Annotated in this window: 21 protein-coding genes; 14 read left to right on the top strand and 7 right to left on the bottom strand. The window is 43.6% G+C overall.

Annotation, left to right across the window (positions count from 1 at the left end; genetic code table 11):
• Positions 1-16: 16 nt before the first annotated feature.
• Positions 17-1300, bottom strand: coding sequence for a hypothetical protein (locus K5609_RS19655; RefSeq protein WP_221075102.1), 1284 nt, complete (start codon positions 1298-1300; stop codon positions 17-19).
• A 203-nt stretch (positions 1301-1503) separates the two neighbouring features.
• On the opposite strand from K5609_RS19655, the gene K5609_RS19650 reads away from it, so the two are divergent.
• Both K5609_RS19650 and K5609_RS19645 read left to right on the top strand, forming a co-directional pair.
• A complete protein-coding gene (locus K5609_RS19650; RefSeq protein WP_246612008.1) occupies positions 1504-2601 on the top strand; it encodes a DNA alkylation repair protein in 1098 nt (365 codons plus the stop codon).
• 337 nt (positions 2602-2938) lie between these two features.
• A complete protein-coding gene (locus K5609_RS19645; RefSeq protein WP_221075100.1) occupies positions 2939-3406 on the top strand; it encodes a carbohydrate-binding protein in 468 nt (155 codons plus the stop codon).
• A gap of 69 nt (positions 3407-3475) precedes the next feature.
• Here K5609_RS19645 and K5609_RS19640 read toward each other — a convergent pair whose 3' ends face one another.
• Positions 3476-4510, bottom strand: a complete 1035-nt coding sequence (locus K5609_RS19640) for a carbohydrate-binding protein (protein WP_221075099.1) — start codon at positions 4508-4510, stop codon at positions 3476-3478.
• A 294-nt stretch (positions 4511-4804) separates the two neighbouring features.
• Between K5609_RS19640 and K5609_RS19635 the strand changes: the two genes are divergently transcribed.
• Positions 4805-5359, top strand: coding sequence for a cytochrome P460 family protein (locus tag K5609_RS19635; RefSeq protein WP_221075098.1), 555 nt, complete (start codon positions 4805-4807; stop codon positions 5357-5359).
• A gap of 5 nt (positions 5360-5364) precedes the next feature.
• On the opposite strand, the gene K5609_RS19630 is transcribed toward K5609_RS19635, so the two are convergent.
• Positions 5365-7266 carry a sensor domain-containing diguanylate cyclase gene (locus K5609_RS19630; RefSeq protein WP_221075097.1) on the bottom strand — a complete coding sequence of 634 codons (1902 nt, stop codon included), beginning with the start codon at positions 7264-7266 and terminating at the stop codon, positions 5365-5367.
• Between the two features lie 409 nt (positions 7267-7675).
• Between K5609_RS19630 and K5609_RS19625 the strand changes: the two genes are divergently transcribed.
• Both K5609_RS19625 and K5609_RS19620 read left to right on the top strand, forming a co-directional pair.
• The gene (locus tag K5609_RS19625) at positions 7676-9310 is read left to right on the top strand and encodes a methyl-accepting chemotaxis protein (RefSeq protein ID WP_221075096.1); all 1635 of its coding nucleotides are present in this window, start codon (positions 7676-7678) and stop codon (positions 9308-9310) included.
• A 211-nt stretch (positions 9311-9521) separates the two neighbouring features.
• Positions 9522-9935, top strand: a complete 414-nt coding sequence (locus K5609_RS19620) for a glycine zipper 2TM domain-containing protein (protein WP_221075095.1) — start codon at positions 9522-9524, stop codon at positions 9933-9935.
• Between the two features lie 9 nt (positions 9936-9944).
• Here K5609_RS19620 and K5609_RS19615 read toward each other — a convergent pair whose 3' ends face one another.
• From K5609_RS19615 to ilvC, 3 genes are all read right to left on the bottom strand, one after another.
• On the bottom strand, positions 9945-10724 hold the full coding sequence (locus K5609_RS19615) for a substrate-binding periplasmic protein (protein WP_221075094.1): 780 nt from the start codon (positions 10722-10724) through the stop codon (positions 9945-9947).
• Positions 10725-11053: 329 nt separating this feature from the next.
• Positions 11054-12571 carry a KAP family P-loop NTPase fold protein gene (locus K5609_RS19610; RefSeq protein WP_221075093.1) on the bottom strand — a complete coding sequence of 506 codons (1518 nt, stop codon included), beginning with the start codon at positions 12569-12571 and terminating at the stop codon, positions 11054-11056.
• A gap of 832 nt (positions 12572-13403) precedes the next feature.
• Positions 13404-14885 carry a ketol-acid reductoisomerase gene (gene ilvC / locus K5609_RS19605; protein WP_221075092.1) on the bottom strand — a complete coding sequence of 494 codons (1482 nt, stop codon included), beginning with the start codon at positions 14883-14885 and terminating at the stop codon, positions 13404-13406.
• A 215-nt stretch (positions 14886-15100) separates the two neighbouring features.
• On the opposite strand from ilvC, the gene ilvY reads away from it, so the two are divergent.
• From ilvY to K5609_RS19570, 7 genes are all read left to right on the top strand, one after another.
• On the top strand, positions 15101-15982 hold the full coding sequence (ilvY, locus tag K5609_RS19600) for an HTH-type transcriptional activator IlvY (protein ID WP_220720040.1): 882 nt from the start codon (positions 15101-15103) through the stop codon (positions 15980-15982).
• Between the two features lie 10 nt (positions 15983-15992).
• The gene (gene ybaK, locus K5609_RS19595) at positions 15993-16466 is read left to right on the top strand and encodes a Cys-tRNA(Pro) deacylase (protein WP_221075091.1); all 474 of its coding nucleotides are present in this window, start codon (positions 15993-15995) and stop codon (positions 16464-16466) included.
• Positions 16467-16493: 27 nt separating this feature from the next.
• A complete protein-coding gene (locus K5609_RS19590; protein ID WP_221075090.1) occupies positions 16494-17231 on the top strand; it encodes a substrate-binding periplasmic protein in 738 nt (245 codons plus the stop codon).
• 69 nt (positions 17232-17300) lie between these two features.
• Positions 17301-17555 carry a ubiquinone biosynthesis accessory factor UbiK gene (gene ubiK, locus K5609_RS19585; protein ID WP_221075089.1) on the top strand — a complete coding sequence of 85 codons (255 nt, stop codon included), beginning with the start codon at positions 17301-17303 and terminating at the stop codon, positions 17553-17555.
• Positions 17556-18016: 461 nt separating this feature from the next.
• The gene (locus K5609_RS19580) at positions 18017-18730 is read left to right on the top strand and encodes a hypothetical protein (protein WP_221075088.1); all 714 of its coding nucleotides are present in this window, start codon (positions 18017-18019) and stop codon (positions 18728-18730) included.
• 76 nt (positions 18731-18806) lie between these two features.
• Positions 18807-19358, top strand: coding sequence for a carbohydrate binding domain-containing protein (locus K5609_RS19575; RefSeq protein WP_221075087.1), 552 nt, complete (start codon positions 18807-18809; stop codon positions 19356-19358).
• A gap of 41 nt (positions 19359-19399) precedes the next feature.
• A complete protein-coding gene (locus K5609_RS19570) occupies positions 19400-19909 on the top strand; it encodes a carbohydrate binding domain-containing protein (protein ID WP_221075086.1) in 510 nt (169 codons plus the stop codon).
• 283 nt (positions 19910-20192) lie between these two features.
• Here the strand turns inward: K5609_RS19570 and K5609_RS19565 are convergent, their stop codons facing one another.
• The gene (locus K5609_RS19565; protein ID WP_221075085.1) at positions 20193-21866 is read right to left on the bottom strand and encodes a PKD domain-containing protein; all 1674 of its coding nucleotides are present in this window, start codon (positions 21864-21866) and stop codon (positions 20193-20195) included.
• Positions 21867-22332: 466 nt separating this feature from the next.
• On the opposite strand from K5609_RS19565, the gene K5609_RS19560 reads away from it, so the two are divergent.
• Entirely contained in the window at positions 22333-24414 is a 2082-nt protein-coding gene (locus K5609_RS19560) for a glycoside hydrolase family 52 protein (RefSeq protein WP_221075084.1), read from the top strand.
• A gap of 111 nt (positions 24415-24525) precedes the next feature.
• A complete protein-coding gene (locus tag K5609_RS19555; protein WP_221075083.1) occupies positions 24526-25629 on the top strand; it encodes a helix-turn-helix domain-containing protein in 1104 nt (367 codons plus the stop codon).
• The last annotated feature ends 32 nt before the right edge of the window (positions 25630-25661 follow it).

Here is a 25661-nt window from a genome sequence, read left to right as displayed (position 1 = left end):
GCTGACTTCGTTTAGTTTAGCGTTGTAATTCGAACCAGTCTTTTTGTTCTAGTTTTCTTTCACTTTTCCGCATCAATGAGCTTGGAGTCTGCGCTATCCATTGGTCTACGAGTTGGTGGTACTCACTTTCAAAGTCTTGGTAAGTTAAGGCGCTTCCATCAGGGCGTTTTGCATAAGCATTAAAAGCCTTTCTAAAATCGGGGTTGGGTTGATTTAGTCTGTCGTATTGATACTCAGGATATTCAGCGTAATCAACAACATGATATATACCGTTATCTGCAATATGTTTCAGTACGTTAATGATGAAGCCTGGCGATGTTGCTTCTAAGTAAGATACAGCAATATTGTAGTGACCATAGGCTACGCTGCCTAAAGTGCTTTCCCATTTATCGTCTAATGGATCCCGATTATTGTGGTTTTGTGGTTCAGGTATATGACCCATTGCATACTCAGCACTGCCTTCTAAAAACCAACGGTCTACTTGGCGTAAATACGTTACATATTGGTGCTGTAGAGTATGCATTAATTCATGAGTAACAATGTAGGCTGAAGTAGGTCTTGCATCGTTGGTTCTCGCTGCATACCCCACTAAGTTACCCGTTGCCCATAGGTCGCTGTTATTGAATGCTGTGTTTAAGCAAACTAAAGACTTACCAGGTAAGGCTTGTCCAAAGCTGGTCGAGAGTTCACTGGGTAAATAATGCTCTTGTACCAGAGCTATTAAGTTGTTGATTTGCTGTGGGCTTAAATGGCGAATTTGTTGATATAGATAATGACGTTTGGAAGTGCCGGTAGCTAAGTCTTGATAGGTTAGAGGGAGCTCATCCCCTGTAACTTGCAGGAATAGCGCTTCTCCAGTCTCTTCACTTAAGCGCTCATACAAGTAATCAGTAGCCACTAAGTACGTTTCTAAACTAAATGGGTAACGCTGTTGAAAAGCGATTAAATCAACCCCCATTTGCCTTTCCAGCTCCTGCAATCCAAATTCAGTCCAAATGGCAAAGCGTTCAAACAGCGTTGTATTTGTCCCGCTATTACCAAATACCAATACGTTTTCTGTTTCATAGTAAGCATCGTAGTTTCGACAAACACTGCTGTCATACATGGAAATTGAGTTGGTTGGGTAAATAAAGCCGCTGGTTTCTTTTGATTTCTGTTCGCCATATACCTCAGGAAATTCTGGTATTGGCTCCTCTACTTGCTGTGACTGGGAGCTAGCCGAGCCGCCGCCACCACAAGCTATGACTGATAGGGATAGCAGAGCTATTGTAAGCAGTTGCTTAGAGGGTAATAATTCCATTTAAAGCCTTCTAGATTGAGATGAGTTATTTTTTGTTCAATGTACGCTTCTCAATCTCATATAAATAGTTTGTTTTATTTTAATTGTGATTAATGTCAATAGTGCTTTTGTCATTTAGTTTTAAATACTTACTGGTTTATTAAAATCAGCGAAAAATCGTTTACAGCGTTGCGAATACTCATGGGGAGAACAAAGTGGAACTAATGAAAAATGGCTTAGCAGAACCGGCGGTGCAGCGTATTGTCAAGGGGATTGCGGCGGTCTACCCAGAGTTTGATTCACACCAGTTTGTTGAGCTAGCGCTTAAGGGTTTAGAGGAGTTAGAACTTAAGCAGCGGGTTACTCATATTATTGAGGTATTACAACAAACGCTTCCAGAAGATTTTGCCAAAACTTGCCAAATATTAACGGCACTGCCGCAGCATTGGGATCGCGGTGACCCAGACGATAGCTTACGTGGTTTTGCCATTTGGCCAGTAACCGATTATGTTGCGGTGGCAGGCATAGAACAGCCGCAATTGGCCTATCAAGCATTGGCAGCGCTAAGCCCTTTATTTAGTGCCGAGTTTGCTATTCGCCCGTTTATCGAAAAGCATCCCGAGCAAAGTTGGGAGCAGTTACTTGCTTGGACAACCAGTGACGATGAACACTTGCGACGCTTGGCGAGCGAAGGTTGTAGGCCGCGCCTTCCTTGGGGGGCACAACTAAAAGAGTTGATCGCAGACCCTGCTCCAGTATTTCCTGTTTTGGAAGCGCTAAAAAACGACAGTAGTTTGTATGTGCGTCGTTCGGTGGCGAATAACCTTAATGATATAGCCAAAGATCACCCGGAGCAGGTATTGGCACTGTGTTTAGCTTGGCAACAAAGTGCCAGTAGTGATTTACAGTGGTTGATAAAACATGCCACACGAAGCTTAGTTAAGCAGGGGCATCCAAAAAGTTTCCCGCTGTTAGGTTATACCGCCGAGCCAAAGGTCGAGATTGAGGAGTTTGCTTTGCTCAATAGCGAAGTGGCAATGGGCGAAACCCTTAGCTTTGCGGTGGCGCTGCGGGCTCAGAAGCCTCAGCAAAAGTTTGTAGTTGATTACGCGCTGCATTTTATGAAGGCCAATGGCAAAACCGCGGCCAAGGTGTTTAAGCTAAAGAACGTGAATTTAGCGGAGGGCGAAATGTTTGCTATGGAGAAAAGCCATTCGTTTAAGGCTATTTCTACGCGGCGCTATTATCCGGGGGAGCACTTTGTGGCAATCCATATTAATGGCCAAGAGCAAGCGCGATTGGCATTTACGCTTAATGCTTAAGTTATATTGGTAGCAGAGAGCCTTATAACCATGGTCATTGGGTTACGTCGTCGCAGCCGCATTTAAATATCATTTGCTTAAACCTCTTTGAAAGCCTCAAGTTTACTTGGGGCTTTTTGATCCCGTTAAGCTGTTCTGTTTTCTTATAAGCCCTAGCTAAATTAAGCAGCGAGTGTGAGCGCTAACATAATCTTCAATAAATAAATTTAACTGATGAAATAAATGCGGGTAGTTTGGAGCTAGGCCGAATTTTGAACATCCGCTTAGCGCAGTATCAAGCCATATCGATATTTGGTCGCAGAACATAATTTGATAGAGATAATGAGGGAGCAAATCAATGAGCGTATTACCTAAGCATATTAAAAATCTACTGCTGACATCAGCCCTGGTTGCCATGGCTAGCCTAAGCACAGCGGCTAATGCGGCGATAAAAGTAAAGGCAGAAAACTATAGCCAGCAAAATGGGGTGCAAACCGAGCCTACAGCTGACGCTGATGGCGGCAACAATGTTGGTTATATTGAAAATGGTGATTGGGTGGAATACGCCATCAACGTTCCAGCGGGGGGCGAATACACATTCACCGTGCGAGTAGCCAGTGATACTAACGGCGGACGTATTGCTGTGCTAGCCAATGATGCCGAGAAAGCCACGGTTAAGGTAAAAGGCACCGGCGGTTGGCAAAATTGGGTAAGCCTTGAAAACAGCTTGAGCCTAGATGCCGGTGAACAAACGCTGCGCTTTAACTTTAAAGGTTCGTCTGGTTATTTGTTTAACATTAATTGGTTTGAGTTAAGCGCTAAATAATTAGCAACTAGACAAATTAGTGATGATAGAGCCTCGCCATAGAGCGAGGCTTTAGTTTTACTGGTGCTCTTAATGCAATAGTGTTGCTTGGTAGGCGCCGGTGAGGCTATTAAAGGTGATTCTGGTAGAGCCTGCACTGTTTACCTTTAGGTTGGCGCCGTTTAAGTCGACAATACCATCGTTATTGTTGTCTCCAAAGTTACGTGACCAGTCATCGTAGACGTCAAACTTAAAGTCGGTGGTACCATCAAAATACACCACAATAGACCAAGTGTAATCGTCGATTAGGGTCATAGGAATCGAGTTCCAGCTAGTGGGTCCGCCGCGAAAATAAACTTGCGGATAACGCTGCAATAGTTGGCCTTGGCCGAGCTGTTCGCCAGTATCAAACAGTCGATAGTTTTTGCCGTAGTAGTTATCTATATGGATATTTTTCCCGTCGCTATACTCTAAATAGAAGGCGATATGTCGGTAGTATTCGATGTATTGCTGACCGCTCCAAACCCCACTCAGGCCATGTTCGTCGGCTACAATGTGGCTTAAGCTAAGTTCCTTACGATAGCTTGTTTGAAAATTGTTGTCGGAGTAAACCATGGTCACTTTATCTTGCTCGCTATGTGATTTTGCGCGCGCTGTAACAGAGATTAAGCTGCTGGCTCGGTGGGCGTCATCTAGTGCTACCGCTTGATGAGCTAGGTTGGTTTGTTGGTAGTCATTAAATTGATAATTTTGTTGCTGGTTATTGTCCCAGTAGGTTTGTCCATTTACTTGATACTTAATGGCAAACTGGGTAGCGGCTACCGAACCTTCCAGCGGTAGTCTAAAAGCAAAGTTCTCATAGCCGCTATGGCTGGCTCCCACATAAAAGGCCGGGTGATCTAACCACTCTCCGTTGGACGATTGGTAATGCAGCCAAACCTGTTTATTGGGGCCAATGTTTTTAACCTCAATGGCGCCCTCTAATTCGGCGCTATCAAAGCCATTTTCGAAGTAAGGGGTGAAGTGAGCATGCTTTAGTCTTACTTCTTCAGCGGCTTGCGCTGCGAAGCTGAAAACAGAGAGCAAAACCCAACCAGCTATCACTTTTAGTGATTTGTTTTTCATATTGCCTTCCTTGGATTGTTTTTGAGATGAACTCGCCATTAATACCGCTGCGAGCAAGTTGAATATAGCAATGGCTAACAGGCTTGCTGGTTAAATCATCATTAACTAATCATTCTTCTCGTACTTTGGTACGAATGCGCTGGTGAGGGTTTTATCTGGCTCCGTTGTTTTGGGCCTGCTTAATCCAGTCCTATAAGTAAAACTTAAAGCTGATAATTACAGCCTCTTTGGTAGGTGTGGAATAGTAGCGCCATCGTTAAGCGTTGTGGTGTTGGTCACTGCTGAGGAATACGCATGTTTAAATATATAGTTAGTGGGCTGTTGGGTTTGAGTATTAGTTTTAACGGAATGGCTAATGCCAATAGTTACACATTAAATCAGGTGTACGCTGAGTTAGTTGGTACGCAGGGTGAGATTGCTTTTCCAGCTGATTTTCAGCGTAACCTGGTTCATTTAGGTACAACGGCGGTAATGAGTGAATCCATGCGTGTGCAAAATTTGAATGGTATTTATACTCAAGCCGCCGCTGTCGAAGCGTATAACAGTAGCGGAAAATGGCCCGACGGCACCTTATTTGTGAAAGACGTGAAGTTAGTCAGTAGTGAGCGTTTAACCACTGGTTTGGTATATCACCAGCAAGCTAACGATGTATTTTTTGTCATGATAAAAGATACTCAAGGCCGCTTTGCTAATAACCCTCATTGGGGGGAAGGTTGGGGATGGGCGATGTTTGACGCGACACCAACGGTAAACGTGAGCGAAAGTCGAGCTCAATGCCAAGCTTGTCATGCTCCACGTCGTGATAATGATTGGCTGTATACCGATCAGTATCCTGCTTTACTAAAATAGCTGGTTTATCGGTTGTTTTGGGCTTGTTCAGCAAGCTCTTGTGGAGCGATAATTACTCTATTTCGTCCTTGGCTTTTAGCTTCATATAAGGCTAAATCTGCTCGATGCACAAAGTGGTTGGTGGCTTCGTCACAGAGGTATTGAGCTACGCCAAAACTGGCAGTGATTTGCTTATCAGGTAAAAACAATTTGGTTGCGATAGCGGCACGTAGTTTTTCTGCCAATTTGTATGCGCCTTGAAGATCGGTAAGTGGGCAGATGACCAAAAACTCCTCGCCTCCCCAGCGGCCAACTTCATCTATTTGCCGAACCGTTTCTTTTAGGTTCGCTGCAACATCTATCAACACCTTGTCGCCAGCTTGGTGTCCATAAATATCATTGATTTGTTTGAAGTGGTCTATATCGATGATGATTATGGCAAATTCTTCATCTGCTCGCTTATAGCGTTGAGCTTGTTGCTCTAACAGTTGGTCGAGTTTTCTTCTGTTGTGGGTCTCGGTAAGGCTATCGGTGCTGCTTTGGGCTTCCATGGCTTTGTGCAAAGTAATGTCGTGAGAGATTTGAGTGAAAGCGTAAATATCACCGTTGCTATCTTTTCTAGGTGTTATCACGGTATCTATCCAAAGGGTTTTTCCTGAACTGGTTTGGTTTTTTAGCTCTCCCTGCCAAGGTTTGCCAGCTAATATAGTGTCCCAAAGATCTCGATGTACTTTGGTTGAAGTACTAGGGTGGCGAATTGCCGCGTGAGTTTTGCCAATCATCGATTTTCTATCTACTTCAAAGGCTTTGGCTGCGGCGCTACTAAACTCGGTGATAACTCCTTTAGAGTTTGTGGTACTAGACATAATGTGTTGGTCTAACAGTTTGCGGCTAGTACGCAGCGCATGCAGAGTGTCAACCAGCTTGGTTTGCAAATTAGTTGGGTAGATGGAGACCAGCCAAGCTAAAGGTAAAGCTATCACCAATATAATCAAAGTACTGGTTAACACCGCATAACGGCTGTTTTTATAGAGTTCTTTAAGCGCATGTTGTTTAGGTTGTTTAAGCACCCACAAACCTTGTTGGTTGTTAAAGCTGTCTTCTAAGTCCATACGATAGTTGTGTTTGGCTGCCATTAAGGCTGGGCCTAGTTCGCCAATCAGCTTTGGATATACTTCGTTTAATGCTCCACGCTCGGGAAAATAAGCGCTCCAAGATTTGCTAGGGTCGGGATGACTTAAAAGCTCACCTTGAGCGTCGATTAGGCTAACCAAAAAAACCGATGAATATTTTAAGGCTTCAATAAGTGGGCTGGCGTCAATATTCAAGATGATGATGCCACGAAACATCTGGTTTACGTAAACCGGCGTGGCTACACGCATAGTTGGTTGAAGAGGGCGCTGTAGTTCACCGTTTTCGAAATTTAGGTCTACATGAGAGTGCCAAATCTCGCCTTGCTGCAGCGCCTTGGTTTCTTGAAAGTAATAGCGCTGAGATTTGTCTTGTAATTGATCATCTAGCACCAGTTGAAAGTCACGACTTTGCGGGGAATGGTTAACCCTTACTTGCTCATGACCAAGCTGGTCGATATAACGCAGTTGCAATAGCTCTGGTCGCGCCTTGGCTAAGGCTATGAATAGCTGGCGCAGTTTAAGGCGGGGAAGCGTGCTTGCTTGGTTAGCCGTTAATACCGCGTCCAAGGCATCACTTGAGCTAATAGCGAATAGGGTATTTTCAAAGCTAGAGATAATGTCTTCGATGGCTTCTCTGGTGTGCAAATCTTCCAGTTGCTCGCGCTCGTCCAGCAATGAGGAGATGGCTAGTTTTTGGTAATGCCAGCCAACCAACGATGAGAAAAATGTTATTAACAAACTAAAGAGAACAAACACCAAAGCAATGCGTAGATGAATTGTTTTCCGTTTGGACAATAGTCGCACTAATGGTGTCTCGCTATTAAATAGCCTTACTTTAGGTATAACCAATAAACCCATAATTTCTATGTGTCATACAGAATTTGTGACAGTGATTACTGAGTTAGGGTCAACTGGTTTTTAGTGACAAAATGCCTACTAACCTTACTAAATTTGGGGAGATTAGCGACCTAGAGTTTTCTGCGACCTGCCAACATAAAATAGCGACAGATAGTATTTGTCGGTTTTATAAACCGCTTTCGTTCGATAAGTAATCATGTAAATGATTTATATTACTATTTAGTTTTCAGGCCTTAGTTATGCTATTAAAATGCCGTCAACCTATTAAAAGCATCATCTAAAAGATGTGATTTGAAGCTTATCTGCTTCGATTTTCGGTAAAATGACAACTTAAACAAGGTAAGTAATGGAATACTTTAAATCTTTTTCTATACGCCAAAAACTTTTTGTGCTGGTGGGTTTAGCCATATCGGTATTAGTGTTTTTGCAGCTCCTTTCCATGCAAGAGCTTAAACGCAGTCTGTTAGTTGATCGTATCGACAAGCTAAAAGCGCTGGTTGATATAACTTCCGACAGTGTTGAGCACTATCGTCAGCTTTCCTTAAACGGCCAATTAAGCGAGCAAGAGGCAAAAAGCCAAGCTTTAGCTTTAGTCAGAGGCTTACGCTATGAGGGGGACCAGTACTTATTCATTGTAGATAAAAACATGAAAATGCTGGCATACGGGGTTAACTTAAAAAAAGAAAATACAGATTGGTCTCAAGTTAAAGATCCTAACGGCGTGTTTCTCATCCAAGAGATGTGGAAACAAGTTAACGCCACTGGTGTTGCTCAAGTTAACTATCAATGGAACAAGCCTAATCAGACGGAACTAAGTGATAAGGTTACCTATGCCAAAAGCATTGACGGCTGGGGTTGGTTAGTCGCCACTGGTATATATGTTGATGATGTAGAAGCTATTTTTCAACAAAAGTTACTCTCTTCGCTGGTGTATTGGCTATTCACTTTGGTGGTTCTGGGCGGTGGAGCCTGGGTGATTGGTAAAGGCATTTACCAGCCTGTGCAAGGTTTATTAGCAATAATGCAGCAAGTGGCACAAAACAAAGATCTTACCGTTCGAGCGGCGATATCTGGCGGGCAAGAAGTGAGCGCCATGGGCAAGGCCTTCAACAATATGCTCGACAGCTTTAATCTTAGCCTTCAAGAGGTGTCTTCAGCAGTAAGCCAAGTTTCAAGTTCGTCGGAAGAGCTCTCAGTGATTACCGACAGTTCCCGCAAAGGCTTAAAGCAACAAGCGGCTGAAATAGACCAAGTCGCTACAGCAGTATCGCAGTTAAGTGTATCGGTAGACGATGTTGCCGAGCATACCAACAATACTTCCGATCAAACTAAACAGACCATGGAGCAAGCAAATCAAGGTTTTGATACCGTAGTAGCTGCACGTTCTTCGGTGAGCCAGTTAGCTGATGACGTAGAGCACGCCGCACAAGTTATTCAAGGTTTAGAGGAAGAAAGCGATAACATTGGCTCAATTCTTACTGTGATAAGCAGCATTGCCGAACAAACAAACTTGCTGGCGTTAAACGCCGCCATTGAAGCTGCGCGAGCTGGCGATCAAGGCCGCGGCTTTGCGGTGGTAGCCGATGAAGTAAGAACCCTAGCTAAGAGAACTCAAGACTCAATTGGCGAAATTGAATCAATGATCAAGCGTTTACAAAATGGCTCGCAAAATGCGGTTAAGGTGATGATGCAAAGCAAAACCAATGTTGATCAAAGTGTGGCTCAAATGGAGCAAGTAAACACTGCACTTGATGGAATGAACCAAGGGGTTAATGTAATTAGCGATATGAGCGAGCGAGTGTCTAGTTCCTTATACGAACAAACCCAAGTAGCCAATGATATTAAAGAAAATGTAGTGGCGATTAGCTCAGTTGCCGAACATACCGCAGTGAGTGCCGAGCAGATTTCGGCTGCGAGTAAAGAGCTATCAAGCTTGGCAGTGCACCTACATCAAGTGACTAGCGCCTTTAAAGTTCAGTAATAGCAGGCTATGAGTAGCTAGCGTAATCGCTGCTGTTATTGCCTTTGATAGAAAGGAAATAAGGCTCAGCTAAGTTGCTGGGCTTTTTTGTTTTAGCTGTTGTAATAGCTTGCGGTTGCTTTGAGCTTAGGTGAGCTAAATATGACTATTGTTTGCCTTTCTTGGTTATTGGTTTGGGTATAATCAACAAAAAAACAAGATACCTAACACCATGAAAAACTTAATCTTATCGCTTCTTTGCTGCTTTGTTCTTGCAGGTTGTGCCTCTGAGCCGATTACCGTATTGCGCACCTCTTACGGGGAAGTGATTCGCGAACAAACGGTTTCTAAAACCAAATCTAGCGGTTTAGCGACAGTTGGTGGTGCAGCCATTGGTGGTTTGTTAGGCAACCAAGTTGGCGGCGGGCGCGGAAAAACTGTGGCCACTGTTGCTGGCGCGGTAGCTGGTGGTGCTGCCGGGCACCAAGTATCAAAAACCGAAGAGTTGCATTATCAATATGTTGTTCAAATGGACGACGGTGAAAAATTCATTTTGGAAACCAAAACTAAACGCCAGCCAATTGGCGCCAAAGTAGTGGTGGAGAACCTGTCTAATGGGCGTGAGCGGATTAATGTATTACCCTAATTATTAATTTTATTTTAAGCCAGTAACTGGCTTCAGTAAGCCGTGTTCTATCATCGGATAACGTAAGCTAATTTTATGGTAGGTGCCGTTGCTGACAATTTGTTGCAGCCCTTTATTAAAACTCTTCAATAGTAGATCTGCGCGATGAGTTTTGCGGGAAATCAGCAAGTGCACACTGGCGGTAATAATGTAGTTCTTGGACACTGATATTGCGGCTTGTTGGTAGGGAGTTAGCTGGTTTTTTATTAGCACAGAGGCGGCTACATTATCAATGATGAAGGCATCGATTCTGCCTGCGAGGAGCTTTTTAAGGTTTTGTAAGTCAGAATTTACTTCTTGTATTTCATATTTTTCCTCTTTGCCCAATTGCCAAAATTCCTCAGAGTAGGTATAGCCTCTTACAGCCCCTATCACTTTCCCTTGCAGTGAGGATAAGCTGTTATATTCGCCATTTTTGGACAAACTTACTAAGACACTTCCTCCGTACCACAATGGATCAGAATGCAAAAAATGGCTGTTTCTTTGTTGTTTTTTTGCCCAGTAAGACGTAGCAGAGTAGGTTCCAGCTTGGCTAGCGCTTAAAGCGCGTTGCCAAGGTAAATAACGGTACTTAACATGTATATTGCTGGTTTTAAACGCAGCTTTAATGACAGCGTTAATGAAGCCATGGTCGTTTAGGTAATGAGAGGTAAAAGGTGGATGTTCTCCGGTGGCAATCGTTAGCTCTTGCGCTGAGACCTCAGCGCAAAACCAAAGCAATGCCAAGTAGCAATAAGCGGCAATCCTCAAACGTTGTATCCCTTATAGTAAAGCTGGCAATACCTTGAATTCTTGATTTATATGAAAATAGGTTTGCTGAACTGACATCTAAATTGTGGCACAAATTTTATGATTCGGTTCACCCTAGTGATTTCAATTGTGTTGATGAGGAAAAAACATTAATGGATGAAGATTATAGTGATAGCAACTGACTAAATACTACAGGCTAATTGGGCTATTAGTGAACGTTGGCGGCAAATAACCAAGCCCCCCGCATCTTCTTGTATCCTGCGTTGCTCATCAATCAGCGCGCCTGCGCAACTCGGCGAAGATGATGGGGGAAGAGTTTAGTTATTGCGCTACTCAAAACTGGTAGCTAATTCTACCCAATCTTGAAATTTAGTTTTTGGTACATTCATTTTCAACAACTCAATGCCGATCATATCATTTGTTTGAGTAGCCTGCCCTCGCCTATGTGAGTTCGAAATGTTATCTATAAATACTGGTGGCTCTGCTTCTATTAACAAATTTAGCTGAGTTGCCCATAACCCTCGATAGTTAACTTCGTATCTATTCTCTTCAAAATCTAAATTTCTTGAAAAACGGTCTACTACTATTTGCATAGTTGGAAAGTTAATGGAGGGCGTGATTTTGATATTAACTTTATTTGCTACTCTTACATTCGGTAGCATGGCCTGAATCGAATCAGCTTTAATCAAGTTAGATGCGTTTCGGCCTTCCATTAAAGTTTGATAATAGTTTTTGTACTTATCATGAATAATTATCAAGGAGCTTAGCAGCAGTAAGTCAATTTTCTCACTGCCAAGGTTCACTAGGATCGCGAGAATTTTATCTACTAATTGTTCAGTTTCTCGTAGCGACAAAATATAGATATCTGATACCGATGCTAATAGCTCGAAAAAATACCCTTTATCGTTATCTAGTTGAGGCCAAATTTTTGGAAAGAACTCATCTGTTTGTTCTTCGCTTAAATATGAAAGGTGATTTGCTATAAACGCTAGGCGAGGTTGTTCTTTTAGCGTGCAGCGGCGTTTGAAAAAGCGCCCCAGGTAAACATTGGCGTCAAAGTCATTCCCATAAACCGCTTTTACAGCATGCTGTAGTTGCTCGGTGTCGGTTGCTACTACAAAGATTACGTTTGGCATATCGAAGAAGTGTTTGATCACCTCTAACATTTCTACTGCGTAGGAAGGGCGGCAACGGTCTAACTCATCTACAAAAATAAAAGTAGGGTTTTGTTTACCTGAGCAGCTTTTGACTGCATCAATAAATGCAATGATGGTTGTTTTGAACTCTTCAATGCTTTTAAGCTTTTGTTCGTGATCCTTGAACATTGCAGAAACAACTTTCCCTGCGGCGCTTGCAAATTCAGGGCTATTGGTAAAGTTGTCTCCCGAACCATTTTCTATTACTTCTTCTATGTTTACGCCACTTGCTTTTTTTATTAATGCTTTGGTTATCTCTGGCGCGGCATGTTTGCAGAAGCCCCACGCTTTACTCCCTATGTTTCTAATCGCTTGCTCGTCTTTATCTTGTGATTGGTCGCGAAGTTGAGCGGTAATTGACGACACAACTGTCATCATTGGGTCATCAGAAAAGTCTTGCTTCCAGGCGTCTATGTAGACCGTTGGGTGGTGTTCTTCTATAGAAGCTTGCCAACGTTTTAGGAAGTAGGTTTTACCTGTTCCCCAGCTAGAGTTGAGGTTAAGTACATAGCCACTTTTAGCTTGGGAAATTAAGAAGTTTGTGAGGAAATTTGCATAAGTTGCACGATTAAGTTTGTCGGCAGAAAACTCTTCATCATTTTTCTTTATTAAAGGAGTACTCCAATCAAAGTTATATTTTTTATCTGCCACTTAACTCACTCCGTAAACTCTTATTGAGTAAAGTTATCATAAGCCTGCATATTTGTGGCTTACTTTCTAGTTAATGGTGGTTCCACAAATTTTTTCTTCTGAGTAATAATTGATTTTTGGGTTAGCTGGTTGTGTAGATTTCGCCTTGACGGCGACGTCATTTTTCTTTGACGAGCAAAGAAAAACGAAGCAAAAAGAAAACTCGCCCTGAATTATCTTCTTCCTGCGTTGCTCGTATCTAAGTGCGTCGAAAAACTCGCTACGCTTAAACAGGTTTCGACTTTATCACTTAGACACTTGCGCTACTCAGCGATAATGAAGGTATGAAAAGAGATGACGCTTTGTGTTGCGGCGCATTTATAACAGATGCTTAAAATATATTTAGCTTAGCGAAATCAAGAGCTCTAAATGCACGCATTTGAAGTTAAGAATTATTAATCACAAATCCAATCAATAAAAGGAACCTCAATAACTATTCAAGTGGGGGCTTCCCCATCATCTTCGCCGAGTAGCGGAAATGAGCTAGGGAAATAAGTTGAAGCCTGTGTGAGCGTAGCGAGTTGCTTCAACGCCCTAGTGAGTGAGCAACGCAGGTTTCTAGAAGATGCGGGGCAGCCTTTCTTTTGCTTCGTTTTCTTTGGCTGTTCAAAGAAAATGACGTCGCCGCAGGCGAAAGCTCTGCTTTTTAAAAGTGATTTCGATTTATTACAAATGCGGGTAGGCGAAAGCTTTCCCCAATGCCAAATAATACAAAACAAAAAAGCCCTGAGCATTGTTCAGGGCTTTTTAATTTCAACGCTTAGCCAGTCGTCACTGGCCAAACATCAGAAGATTAACCACCTACGGCGATTTTCTTCATGTCAGTCATGTAGCCGCGTAGTTTCTTACCTACAACTTCTACAGGGTGATTACGTAGTGCTTCGTTTACTTCGATTAGGCGAGCGTTATCAACGCCGTTGCTTTGCTCTTCAAAACCTTTACCGATGTACTCTAGGCTGATGTTGTTCACGGTGTCGCGCAATAGTGGCACAGCAGCGTGAGAGAATAGGTAACAACCGTATTCTGCAGTATCAGAGATTACTACGTTCATTTCGTATAAACGCTTACGTGCAATGGTGTTCGCAATTAGCGGAGTCTCGTGTAGTGACTCGTAGTAAGCACTTTCTTCGATGATGCCTGCAGCAACCATCGTTTCGAATGCTAGTTCAACACCGGCTTTAACTAGAGCAACTAAGATGATGCCTTTGTCGAAGAATTCTTGTTCAGTGATTTCTACGTCTGATACTGGTGCGTTTTCAAAACCGCTTTCGCCAGTTTCTTCGCGCCATTTAAGCAAGTTAACGTCGTTGTTTGACCAGTCTGTCATCATAGTGCGAGAGAACTCACCTTCAATGATGTCGTCCATGTGTTTTTCAAACAATGGGCGCATTAGGTCTTTAAGCTCGTCGGCTAGGTCAAAACACTTAATTTTAGCTGGGTTAGATAGGCGATCTACCATGTTGGTAATGCCACCGTGCTTAAGTGCTTCGGTTACTGTTTCCCAACCAAACTGGATTAGTTTAGCCGCGTAACCTGGTTCAATGCCTTCGGCTACCATTTTGTCGTAGCCTAAGATAGCGCCAGTTTGTAGCACACCACAAAGGATGGTTTGCTCACCCATAAGGTCAGATTTAACTTCAGCTACGAAAGAAGACTCTAGTACACCAGCGCGGTCGCCACCGGTTGCAGAAGCGTAAGCTTTAGCAATCGCAAGGCCGTTACCTTGTGGGTCGTTTTCTGGGTGAACAGCGATTAGGGTTGGAACACCAAAACCACGTTTGTATTCTTCACGTACTTCAGTACCTGGACACTTAGGTGCAACCATTACTACGGTAATGTCTTCACGTACTTGCATGCCTTCTTCAACAATGTTGAAGCCGTGTGAGTAAGCTAGGGTAGAACCTTTCTTCATTAACGGCATTACAGTTTCAACAACGTTGCTGTGCTGCTTGTCTGGAGTAAGGTTAAGAACCATATCCGCTTGTGGGATAAGTTCTTCGTAAGTACCTACTGTAAAACCGTTGTCGGTAGCTTGAACAAAAGAAGCACGCTTCTCTTTAATTGCAGCATCGCGTAAAGCGTAAGAAATGTTTAGGCCAGAATCACGCATGTTTAGACCTTGGTTTAGGCCTTGAGCGCCACAACCAACAACTACGATGTTCCAGTCTTTAATAAAGTTACAACCATCAGCAAATTCGCTGCGATCCATAAAACGACATTTACCTAATTGCTCTAGCTTTTGGCGTAGGCTTAGGGTGTTGAAATAATTAGCCATGTTCGACTCCATAAAAATAGCGTTAATCAAATGATGATGGTGTTGTTGTGTTTACGAGATCCCGATGCACTTCTTTTCTGAGTGCGTTTCTTTATACCTGTCTCGTGATGGGCTCAATATAAACCGAAAGGTGCATTGCGTAAAATGATGTTTTTGGGATATTGTATTGCAGAAAATGAAATAGTGATTTGCTGCATTAGTTTAAGGAGTGTGTCGTGGATGTTCGAAGCGTAGAGCTGTTTTTGCATTTAAGCCACAGCTTGCACTTTGCTAAAACTAGCCAGTCTATGCATGTGAGCGCGTCTACCTTAAGCCGAGTGATTCAGCGGCTTGAGGATGAACTAGGCAGTGCCTTGTTTACTCGTGATAAACGTAGTGTGCACCTCACGCAAGCGGGGCAGCGTTTTCGTAGCTTTGCCGAAAATTGGTTAGAGCAATGGCGTATGTTGCAAATGGATTTGTCTTTGCAATCTAGCGAACTGGCTGGTGAACTCACCTTATATTGCTCGGTTACTGCCAGTTATAGCCACTTGCCAGACATTTTAGATAAGTACCGTTTATCTTGCCCGAATGCCGACATTAAGTTGGCCACGGGTGATGTAGCTATGGCGGTAGATAAGGTAGCCAATGGTGAGGTCGATATTGCCATTGCGGCGCGTCCCGAGCAGTTACCTCTAAACATGGCCTTTGCCAGTATTAGTAAAATTCCGCTATCTATTATTGGCCCTACCGTGTCGTGCAATGTGCGTAAGTTGTTAGAGCGTAACCCTATTCCTTGGGATCAAGTCCCCTTTATTTTGCCGGAGCATGGCCCAGCGCGAGCGCGTATTGATCATTGGTTTAAAGCGATGCGTATTACGCCTAATGTGTATGCCAAGGTTGCTGGTCATGAAGCGATTGTGAGCATGGTGGCCTTGGGCAGTGGAGTGGGTATTGCGCCAGAGGTAGTGGTAGATAACAGCCCAGTTCGCGAGCGTATTCAAAGTATTGCTGTAGGGGTGGAGCTTGAACCTTTTGATTTGGGGATCTGTATGTTATCAAGAAGGTTGCACGAACCACTGATGCAGCGATTTTGGCAAATAGCCGCACGAAATTGAGGCAGTAGCGATGACTCCCGCAGTACAACAACTTAAAAAAGCTAAACAAGATTTTCAGTTGCTGGAATACAAGAGTGACCCGCAGCAAGCCAATTTTGGCCAAGCCAGCGCCGAAAAGTTGGGTTTAGCCGAAGAGCTGGTATTTAAAACCTTAGTGGCCTGTGATGACAGTAACCCCAAAAACATGGTGGTGGCGATAGTTCCGGTAAGTGGCCAACTTGATCTAAAGGCGCTGGCGAAAGCAGCTAACATTAAGAAGATGCGTATGGCAGAAGTGCCAATTGCCGAGCGAACCACGGGTTACGTTAAAGGTGGCATTAGCCCCTTTGGTCAGAAGAAGCGTCTACCTACTTTTATTGATAGCAGCGCTGAGCTGCATAGAGAAATTGTAGTTAGCGCCGGCAAACGTGGTCTCTCGCTACAATTGGCGGCAAGTGTAATGCAAAGCGTACTAGGCGCGCAGTTTGCTATACTTAGCCATTAGTTTTTATAAGATTAACTAAGGTTGGTCATGCGTTATTTGTTATTGCTAATGGTAGCGTTTCTCTGGGGCTCCTTAGCCAGTGAGTTAGAACCTGCAAAATTTTCTACCAGCATAGTAAAACCTTGGGGCTATCAAGACGCGGAGCTGGCCGGACAAGGCCTATTGCCAAGTTTTACCCGAGCTCTGGCAAATGAGGCGGGTGTTGAGTATCGCAATACTATGCGTCCTTACCCACGGGTGATTAAAGAAATAGAGGCGGGAAGTGCAGATTTTGCCGTAATGTTTGCTAGCCCTCACTCTGAGAAGATTGCAGTTGATTTAGGTTTGGTGGTTACGGTGAAAATAGTGGCTGTGGCTAAGGCAGGAGAGGCTCCTATTCAGCATGTTTCACAGTTAGCCGGTAAACGAGTAGGGGTTATTCGTGGTTCTGCTTATGGGCCTGATATAGACGACAACCCTTTGCTCGAGCGTATTAGCTTCATTAATACCGAACAAGGTATTCAAATGTTATTGTTAGGCCGCATAGATGCGATGATCGCAGTTAACTACTCTATAAACTACGCATTGCAAGAGTTAGATATAGCACCTACTCAGATCACTTCAATTTATCATTTAGCAACTCGAAATATTCACCTTTACTGGTCTCGTTCTTCTAGTCAAATAGAGCAAGCAAACCGCTTACAGTTGGCATTGGCTCGTTTACGTGAAGATGGAGTATTAGATAAGATCTTTGCCTTGGATGGCACTTTAGCTAATCATTACTAAATACCGTTTAGCTTAGCTTGAGCCAATAAAATAGCTTCTATACAATGAGGCCAAATAAAGGAGATAAGCATGATTAACCCGGCCAAGATAGAAGAGATTGCTAAACAAGTTAGCGACATGGTGCCGCCTGGATTGAAAAATGCCGGCGATGAGTTTGAACGTAAAGTAAAACAAGTGATTCAAGCTAAATTGAGTCAACTTGATGTGGTTAATCGCGAAGACTTCGATGTACAAACTCAAGTATTGTTACGTACTCGTGAAAAACTAAGTACTTTAGAGCAAAAAGTCGCGGAATTAGAAGAAAGATTAAACGCCAAAGACTAAAAAATACCTAAGTATAAGTTGTTGATAAAGCAGAACTATTAGTTCTGCTTTTTTTGTTTATTGATTTCGTTTTGTTGTTATGAAAATTATTTCACAGTGTGAAAGTTGCGAAATATACCCCATCGAATACTGTGATTTTTAGTAAATACATTGTGAATTTATATGCTTACTTTATTCAAGGTTTTTGATGATTAAATATTAACCCTTCTTATGTTTATACATATTTTTTGCATCCAAAATTAATTAAAAACAATCACTTATGTTTCTGTCTATTTTGTTGATAGATATTTCATGAACTTCTCGTTTTTGTTGATGTAATCATCGATATTGAATTTTATGCCGTGTTAGCGCTTACATTGTGATCATTATCGTTTTTTTGGCTGCTGGCCAACCCTAGGATAATTTCCATGGGCACAAGGAACACGGACCTACTGCCTTATCAAATTCACAGGGAGATGAGCATGAGCAAAAACGCAATTTTTAAAATCACGATGTTAGCTGGCGCAGTTGCATTAGCCGGTTGTACCGATTCAATTGAAGATCCAGTAGAGCCACCAGTAGAGCCACCAGTGGGCGATGTCTTAGTTGTTATTGATGATGGTGTAAACGCGTCAGGTGCTAGTTTACTTGTTGGCCATGCTCCTGTTTATAGTAAAAACGCGCTAGCTAAAGACGAGACATATGCTGATGACGGTTTCACTGTTGCGCCAGCTGCCAATGGCGAAGAGTATGTTTGGGAAGTAACTACTAACAGCTCTCACGGTGAGTCTTACTTTATCGTTAACAGTGAAACTGCTGTGGACTTGACGGATTATGCGAATGGCGTATTGCTGTTCGACATGTCGGTAACCAATGCAACTGCTACGGGTAGCACTAGCCATCAAATTGCTATGGAAACTGCTGGTAGCGACACACCTTGGTTAGATCGCAACGTGTTTTACTTTGGTCAAGACCTATTAGCTGCACAGGAGTCTGCTGGGTGGAAAACTTTTGCCGTTAAAATTAGCTGTTTCTCTCCTGATGACGCCGGTAGCTTTGACATAACAAAAGTTAACGACATTTTCCGTTTCGACATTCGAAATGAAGCAGTAACCTACGAATTAGGTACTGTGAAATATGATGCAGATGCAAGCATGATTCCAGAGGGTGCTGTTGAATGGACCTGTGCTGAGTAAGCTTAGCTAGATTGAACGCGCACAGTAGCATTACCGTGCGCGTTTTATGGATATATGGCTCATAAGGAATATGAAAATGAAAGGTTTTTATGTTTTTTTCACTGTCCTTGCTAGTTGTTTTTTAGTGGCGTGTGCCAATACAGAAAACTCCGGGAGCGGCAGCGAAGATGATCAATTCGCAATTCCAATGATGGTCACCTACACCCTTAACAACGGCAAAGGCTGGGAAAAAGTGAGCGCAGGCTTACAAGGTTGGGGAGATGGTGTTGCAGATTTCAGTTTAGCGAATGAACAAGCCAATATTAAAGTTAAAAAGAAAGCGAGTAATCCTTGGCATATTCAAATAAAGCGTCCCGTAGCTTTATTGGAAGATATGAATTACGAGCTAAGTGTTGAGGCTTCAGCTAGTGAGCCAAGCAATATGGTGATTGCTGTTCAACAAAATTACGGTGAGTACATTACTTATTTTTATCGTACGGAATTAGTTGGCACCGATAGCAAACTGTATACCTACGAATTCACCATGCCCAGTGACGAGAGGAAGGGAACTTTTTCTATTATGTTTGGCGAGGCTGACCGAGGGGTGAGCTACAGCCTAAGTAATATCAAACTGAATTCCACCTACTAGTCATTTTTATTAGACAGCTTTTTACAGTACAGGAATAAATCATGACATTACTTAAATCCTTAGCATTAGCAGCCGGTTTGTTTACCGTTGCAACAGGTGTAACAGCAGCAAACTTAGATATTAGTTTGGATAGTGGAAATCGATGGGACCAGGTTAATGCTGGTGACGACGGATGGGGTGATGGCGCTGGTGCTTTTAGTTTTAATGGTGAAACCGCTACGGTAACCGTTAATGATAAAGCCAGTAACCCTTGGCATATTCAACTTAAGCGCCCACGAGTGAAATTAGAGAAAGGCCAAACTTATAATATTACTGCTGAAGTAACCGCTACTGAGAAAAGCCCATTAACCATTATTGTGCAAAAAGACTCCGGCGATTATGCAACTTACTACGCTGAAGAGTTATCGGTAAGCCCAAATTCCCAAACATTTGATTTAACTTTTAAAGCGCCGAAAAGTGACTCCAAAGCCGCCTTCGCATTTTTTGTTGGTGGCGGCAAACCTGGTGTAACTTACAGCTTTAAAAATATTCGCCTAAAAAGTGCGAATTAGCTTTTAACAAAACTGCGGGCACCTTGCTAATAATCCCAAAAGCAAACTCCGACAACTTAAGTAACAGCTCGATTAGCTACACGCTGTTACTTAGCTCGCAACTTTGTTTACTCCTCGCCACCTTCCTGCGAGGAGTTTTTTATTCAAACAAAATCTAAGCGCTTTTTTTAGCTTTAATCAAGCTACTGGGGCATTGGCTTAGGTTTCCCCCCAATATTTAGTCACTTTGCTAGCGGCTTCCCTAGTTTTTGGGGGGAAGCTGCCGTGTTTTATCAGATGTGCTTTAGTTAACCACAAGAGTGCGAGTAAAGCTGTCTTGGTCGTTGCTTTGATCGGTGACCCTTAAGGTGACTTGGTAACGGCCTTCTGTAAAGTTATGGGAAGGGTTAGCCAGGTTTGAGCTGCTGTCATCGCCAAAGTCCCAATGCCAACTCACAACCTCACTGGTGCTGCGACTGTTGTCGCTAAACTGAATGCCTTCCTCATTTGCTTGATAGCGATAGTGGCTTAATACACCTTCATCAAACAGTTTTATCTTCACCGCTTTAAAGGCTTGATTCACATCATCAGCAGCATAACCTGCCGCTAGTGCTTGTTGCTTGATACAGTGGGCGGCGCTTTCAAGGCTTAAGTTTGGCTGCCAGCAATGTTTAGCGGCATTCACATAAACTTGGTAAGTTGGCGCAATTCCCCACTTATTTGCCAGAAGGTAGAAGGGGTAACTTAGCATGCCAATACGCAGGTAGTAGTTGTCTCCCGCATCCTCATAATCTAGATAACTGGCAATAGCACCACCTTCTGTTTCGATTTGATCTAACTGGCGGGTATAACCGGCTGATTCTTCACCATGAACCCATACATCATCACCGCCGCTAAAGGCATGTTTCACCATGACTCCAGATATGTCGGCAAAGGCTTCATGCACTGTTTGCGCGTCTACGCTAATGTTCTGCTCAAATCCATCAAGTGGACTAATTCTATTTAACACCCCGTGGGCTACTTCATGAGCGATATGATCGAGGGTGGCTAAATTTAGAAACAGAGGTACTCCATCGCTAAAGTTGGCGTAAGCGCCATCCCAAAAAATATACTGGGAGGACTGGCTACCGTAATGCACTCTAATGCGTAATTTGTCTGCCAAAGGCGGTTCTTTGAGTTGCTCTAAGAATACCTTGTATACAACTGTGCCGTAAAACATGGCGTCATTAATGGCCGAGTAAGTCCATATGCCCTGGTCATCGGCTAAGGGTTTGTGAGTATTAACCGGGTTGTCGCTGCACAAAAACTCATAGGCCGGGTAGGCTTGCTCGTTGGCTGTGAGTGCCGCTTGCGCGCCATCGTGGGCGCGAGGGTCGGTTTGATTTTGCATATCAATCACACTGACTAAGCCATTATCAAAAATACATACTCCGCCTTGATGATCAATGCGTTGCACGGCAATGTATGGGCGGTCGTCGCCATATTGCCATGGGGTTAAGTAGCTCCCCCCTGGTCCTGATAATTGTGCATTACCTTTGAAGTCATGAAACGGAACAAGTGTGCCTCGCTCAGACAGACCTAGAGCATTAGTTGGGTGCAATACTAGCGCGCTAGTATTTGCTGGAATACTGCTTTGTGGTGGTAGTGCAATAGAATAGGGATTATTGGCGCTGCTTTTAAACCACGCTTCACCAGTGGCTTGTCCATTTTCATCGGCCCAATATACCCACACCGAATCTGCAGCTGCATTAGGGTTTTCAGTTTGTTGGTTTAACGTGATGGCTATAGTACCGCTTAACAAACCTGCATCCGCGTGAGTATCAAGGATATAGGCATTGCCAATATTGTTTTGTGGCACTTGAGCCACAGGCTCTGGGGCTGCAGTTTCGCTCCCTCCACCGCCACAAGCAGCGAGTACTAAGGCGCTTAGCAGGCTAACAGCAGTTTTTATCGATAAGTATTTGTTGAATAGGGGCATTGGCGCAGAATCCTTTTTAGCCTGTTGATGCGTCCGAGCAAGGTTGAGGTCTTCAATATACAGTACTGATAGAAATTTGATTATGGCTTCAGAGGCTTTATTGTCAGGCTTTGTCAGCTGCGATCGGGGCTAGCCACTATTTAATAAGGTTGTTTATCTCGTTAAACAAAGCCGTTTACAGCGTTTGTTTTGCCACATGTCTTTACGTTTTTTCAATCTACTATTTCCTAATATCATAAAGCCTCTGCTTTTTATGACAGAACTCAAATCTTGCTGTTTATTTCTTTGAATCACTTATCTAGCTTGGGTAGATTAAATCCCATGAAAGCGCTTACACTCATTGAGTGCTCTGTTAACGCTAACAGTTTTTAATCATCTTGGTCGCTAGAATGCGCAGATTTCGCTAATTATGTAGAGTAATTGGTGAGGTTTAGCTTGCCAGCGCCTTAATTCCTTGGGAGTTATTATGGAACAAAATCAGCAGTTTTTTCATGCGCACCACTCGCCTATGGGCGCGTTAGCGAGTTTTACAGTAGGGGAGTTTGGCGAGCATGGAGGAATGGGGCTGGAGTTAGGTGCGCCTTTCGCTGGTAACGTATTTGTAGGTTATCAAGACGGTGAAGGGGTAGTTAACGCGTTTCCATTTTATAAAGGTGCAAACGATCAAAGTGAACGATATGTGCAAAAGGATGATACCTCTAGCCTAACGGAACGCTTGTTTGACGATATCCAGCGTGATTATCGTTGGGCCACTGATACTTTTGCTGCGCCGGGCATTTCTTTTAAGGTGCTGAGCCCGTTTTTTGAAGTGCCAGACCCAAGTTTGGCCGAGCACAAAAAGCTTAAGCAAGCCAGCTGTCCGGCGGTATACGTTGAGCTGAGCTTTAATAATACTTCTGAGAAAGACTGGACCGGCTTTTTTGCCCTGCAAGGTGACGAGCTACGTTGGAACAAACTATTAGATGGCGATGCCAATGGCATGGTAGGGGTAACTTGCCGTGACAACATAGGTATTGCTACACAAAGCCCTGGCGCACGTGCTTTTAGCCACTTCTCGGTGCAAAGCGCCTTGAGTAAAATCGGCAATAATGACTGCTTTATGTTAGGCCCCACTGCCGGTGTAATGGTTGACGTGAAAGCCGGTGAAACAATAACGCTGCGTTTAGCGCTAGGCTTTTACTTGGGCGGAAATGTTACTTTTAACCGCACTATGCAATATTACTACACCCAGCATTTTACTGGCTTAACCGATGTGCTTGCTTACGGCCTAGAGCACTTTGACAACTATGCAGCTATCGCTGCAGCGTCAGACAAGCAGCTAGCTGCTAGTAAACTTAATAGCCATCAGCAGTTTTTGCTAGCGCATGCTACCCGCAGTTATTACGGCTCTACTCAGTGGTTATTTGATGGCACCGAGCCAGTTTGGGTGGTTAATGAAGGCGAGTATTTGATGATGAATACTCTCGATCTAACCGTTGATATGCTGTTTTTTGAGATGCAGCAAAACCCGTGGACCGTGAAAAACACCTTAGAGCAGTTCCTTAAGCAATATAGTTTTTATGACGAGATCTTTGATCCGGCTAAGCCAAAGCAAAACCATAAGGGCGGTATCTCATTTACTCACGACATGGGTGTATCGAATAACTGGAGTCCAAAAGGCCATAGCTCATACGAAGTAGCGGGTTTAGATCGTTTGTGTTTTAGTCATATGACTTACGAGCAGCTAACTAACTGGGTATTGTGTTGTGGCGTTTATGTAAGCAAAACCAATGACCAAGACTTTGCCACTGAACAGCGCGGTACTTTAATCGATTGTTTACAGTCTTTGCTTAACCGTGACCATCCAGATGCTGAGCAGCGTGATGGGATTATGAGCTTTGAATCCGCTCGCACCGAGCAAGGCGGCGAGATTACCACCTACGATTCACTCGACCACAGTTTAGGCCAAGCGCGCGGTAATATTTACCTCGCAGGTAAGAGCTGGGCGGCGTATTTAGCCATTGCTAAAGTGTTGCAAGATCTTGGTGAAAGCGAGCAAGCAGAGATTGCCTTAGCCGCAGCTAAGCGCTGCGCCGATAAGCTAAGCAACAGTTTTGATAGGCAACTGGGTTATATTCCGGCGGTGCTTGATGGTCATTCTACCAGTGCGATTATTCCGGCCATTGAAGCCCTAGTTTACCCTTATGAAATGGGCTTGCTAGAAGCGGTGTCAGAGCAAGGCCCTTATGGGGAATACATTAAAGTACTCAAAACTCACCTAAAATACATATTAAACGATGAGCATTGCTTGTACCCTGATGGCGCATGGAAGCTCTCATCTACCGCCGATAACTCTTGGGTAAGTAAAATTTATTTAAACCAATATGTCGCGCGTAAAGTATTAAACATAGACCTAGCCAATAGTGTGGAAGCTGATGCAGCGCACCAACGCTGGCAAACGCTAGGAGCAAGCAAACATGCGTGTTGTGATCAGTTCAGTTCGGGCAAGCCAATTGGTAGTTTGTATTATCCGCGCTGTGTGACCAACATCCTATGGTTGAATGAATAATTAGTTCTACTGCAAATATTCTTGGCTTAGCGCTCGCCGCTAAGCCAAGTTACAGGTACTAATACTCCTATACTGGAATTGGCCGCTGGTGTGGAGCAAAGGAGCCTTTAAATGCGTAAAGATAACGCTGTATTGTTATTATTGGATGTTAAACATCCCTATGACCGAGAGATATTGCAGGGCATTACGCATAACCCTAGTCCTATGGCTCGTTGGATTCAGCCAGAAGTAATGACCATCGCAGAAGCCAACTTGGTGAAGCTTGATCGCTTCTGTGGCGTAATCGCCGATTTTGATAAACCTGGCGTGGCTGCTTTCTGTGAAAAACTTTCACTGCCCTTAGTGGCTATTTCTGGTTCTCGCTTAAGCCTTCCTTCTCAAGCCCATTTAGCAAGAGTGAGCCCCGATAGTTTCGCCATTGTAGAGCTCATTGTGCAGTCGTTCTTAGCCAAAGGCATTCGCCGAGTTGGTTTTTTCAGTGGAGTGCCTGCTTTTACCGCCCCTTGGGTGAAAGAGCGGAAATTTGCTCTAGCTAAAATTGCCCTTAAATATCGCCTCGAATATGTAGAGTTAACTGTTCCTGAGTTGGTGACGCCAGAGAGCACTGTAGGTGTGGTAGCGGCTTCTGATACTCAGGCCAGGCAGTTTGCCAGCCTATGCAACGATCAAAACATTAGTGTACCCGAGCACTATTCGTTAATTGGTATCGATGCAGACCCTACTGAAAGCGCTTTATCACCTATCTCTTTGTGCTCTGCTGTATTGCCTATCCGGCAAATTGGTGAGCAGGCCTTGGCGGTGCTGCAAGAACAAATCGATGGTAAGCCAGAGCGTGAAGTATTGGTGCCCGCTACCGAGTTGGTGAGTGGCGCATCTGCTGACAAGGTTACTCAAACCGATCCCTTGATCACTAAGGCGCTATTCTTTTTGAACAGTAATTTTCACCGTCGGATTAAAGTAGAGCAAGTTGTCGACTATTGTGCGGTATCTCGCAAAACCCTTGAAACAAGATTCAAACAGGTTCTTGGTAAAACGGTACATCAGCAATTACACCAAGTACGTATGGAGTTTGCTAAGCAGCAGCTGACTTCAACCACTTCTTCAGTGGATGCCATCGCCGACGCCGCGGGCTTCTCCAACCAGCACTATTTATACTATTTGTTTCGGCAGGAGATGGAGATGACACCCAACCAATACAGACAAAAGTTTGCGTGAAATCCCCCTGACATAGTTTTTCACACTATGAA

Source organism: Agarivorans aestuarii, assembly GCF_019670125.1.
GTDB classification, from domain to species: Bacteria; Pseudomonadota; Gammaproteobacteria; order Enterobacterales; family Celerinatantimonadaceae; genus Agarivorans; species Agarivorans aestuarii.
Note: the sequence above shows the minus strand (reverse complement) of the source record. Positions and strands in the feature narration are given on the sequence as shown.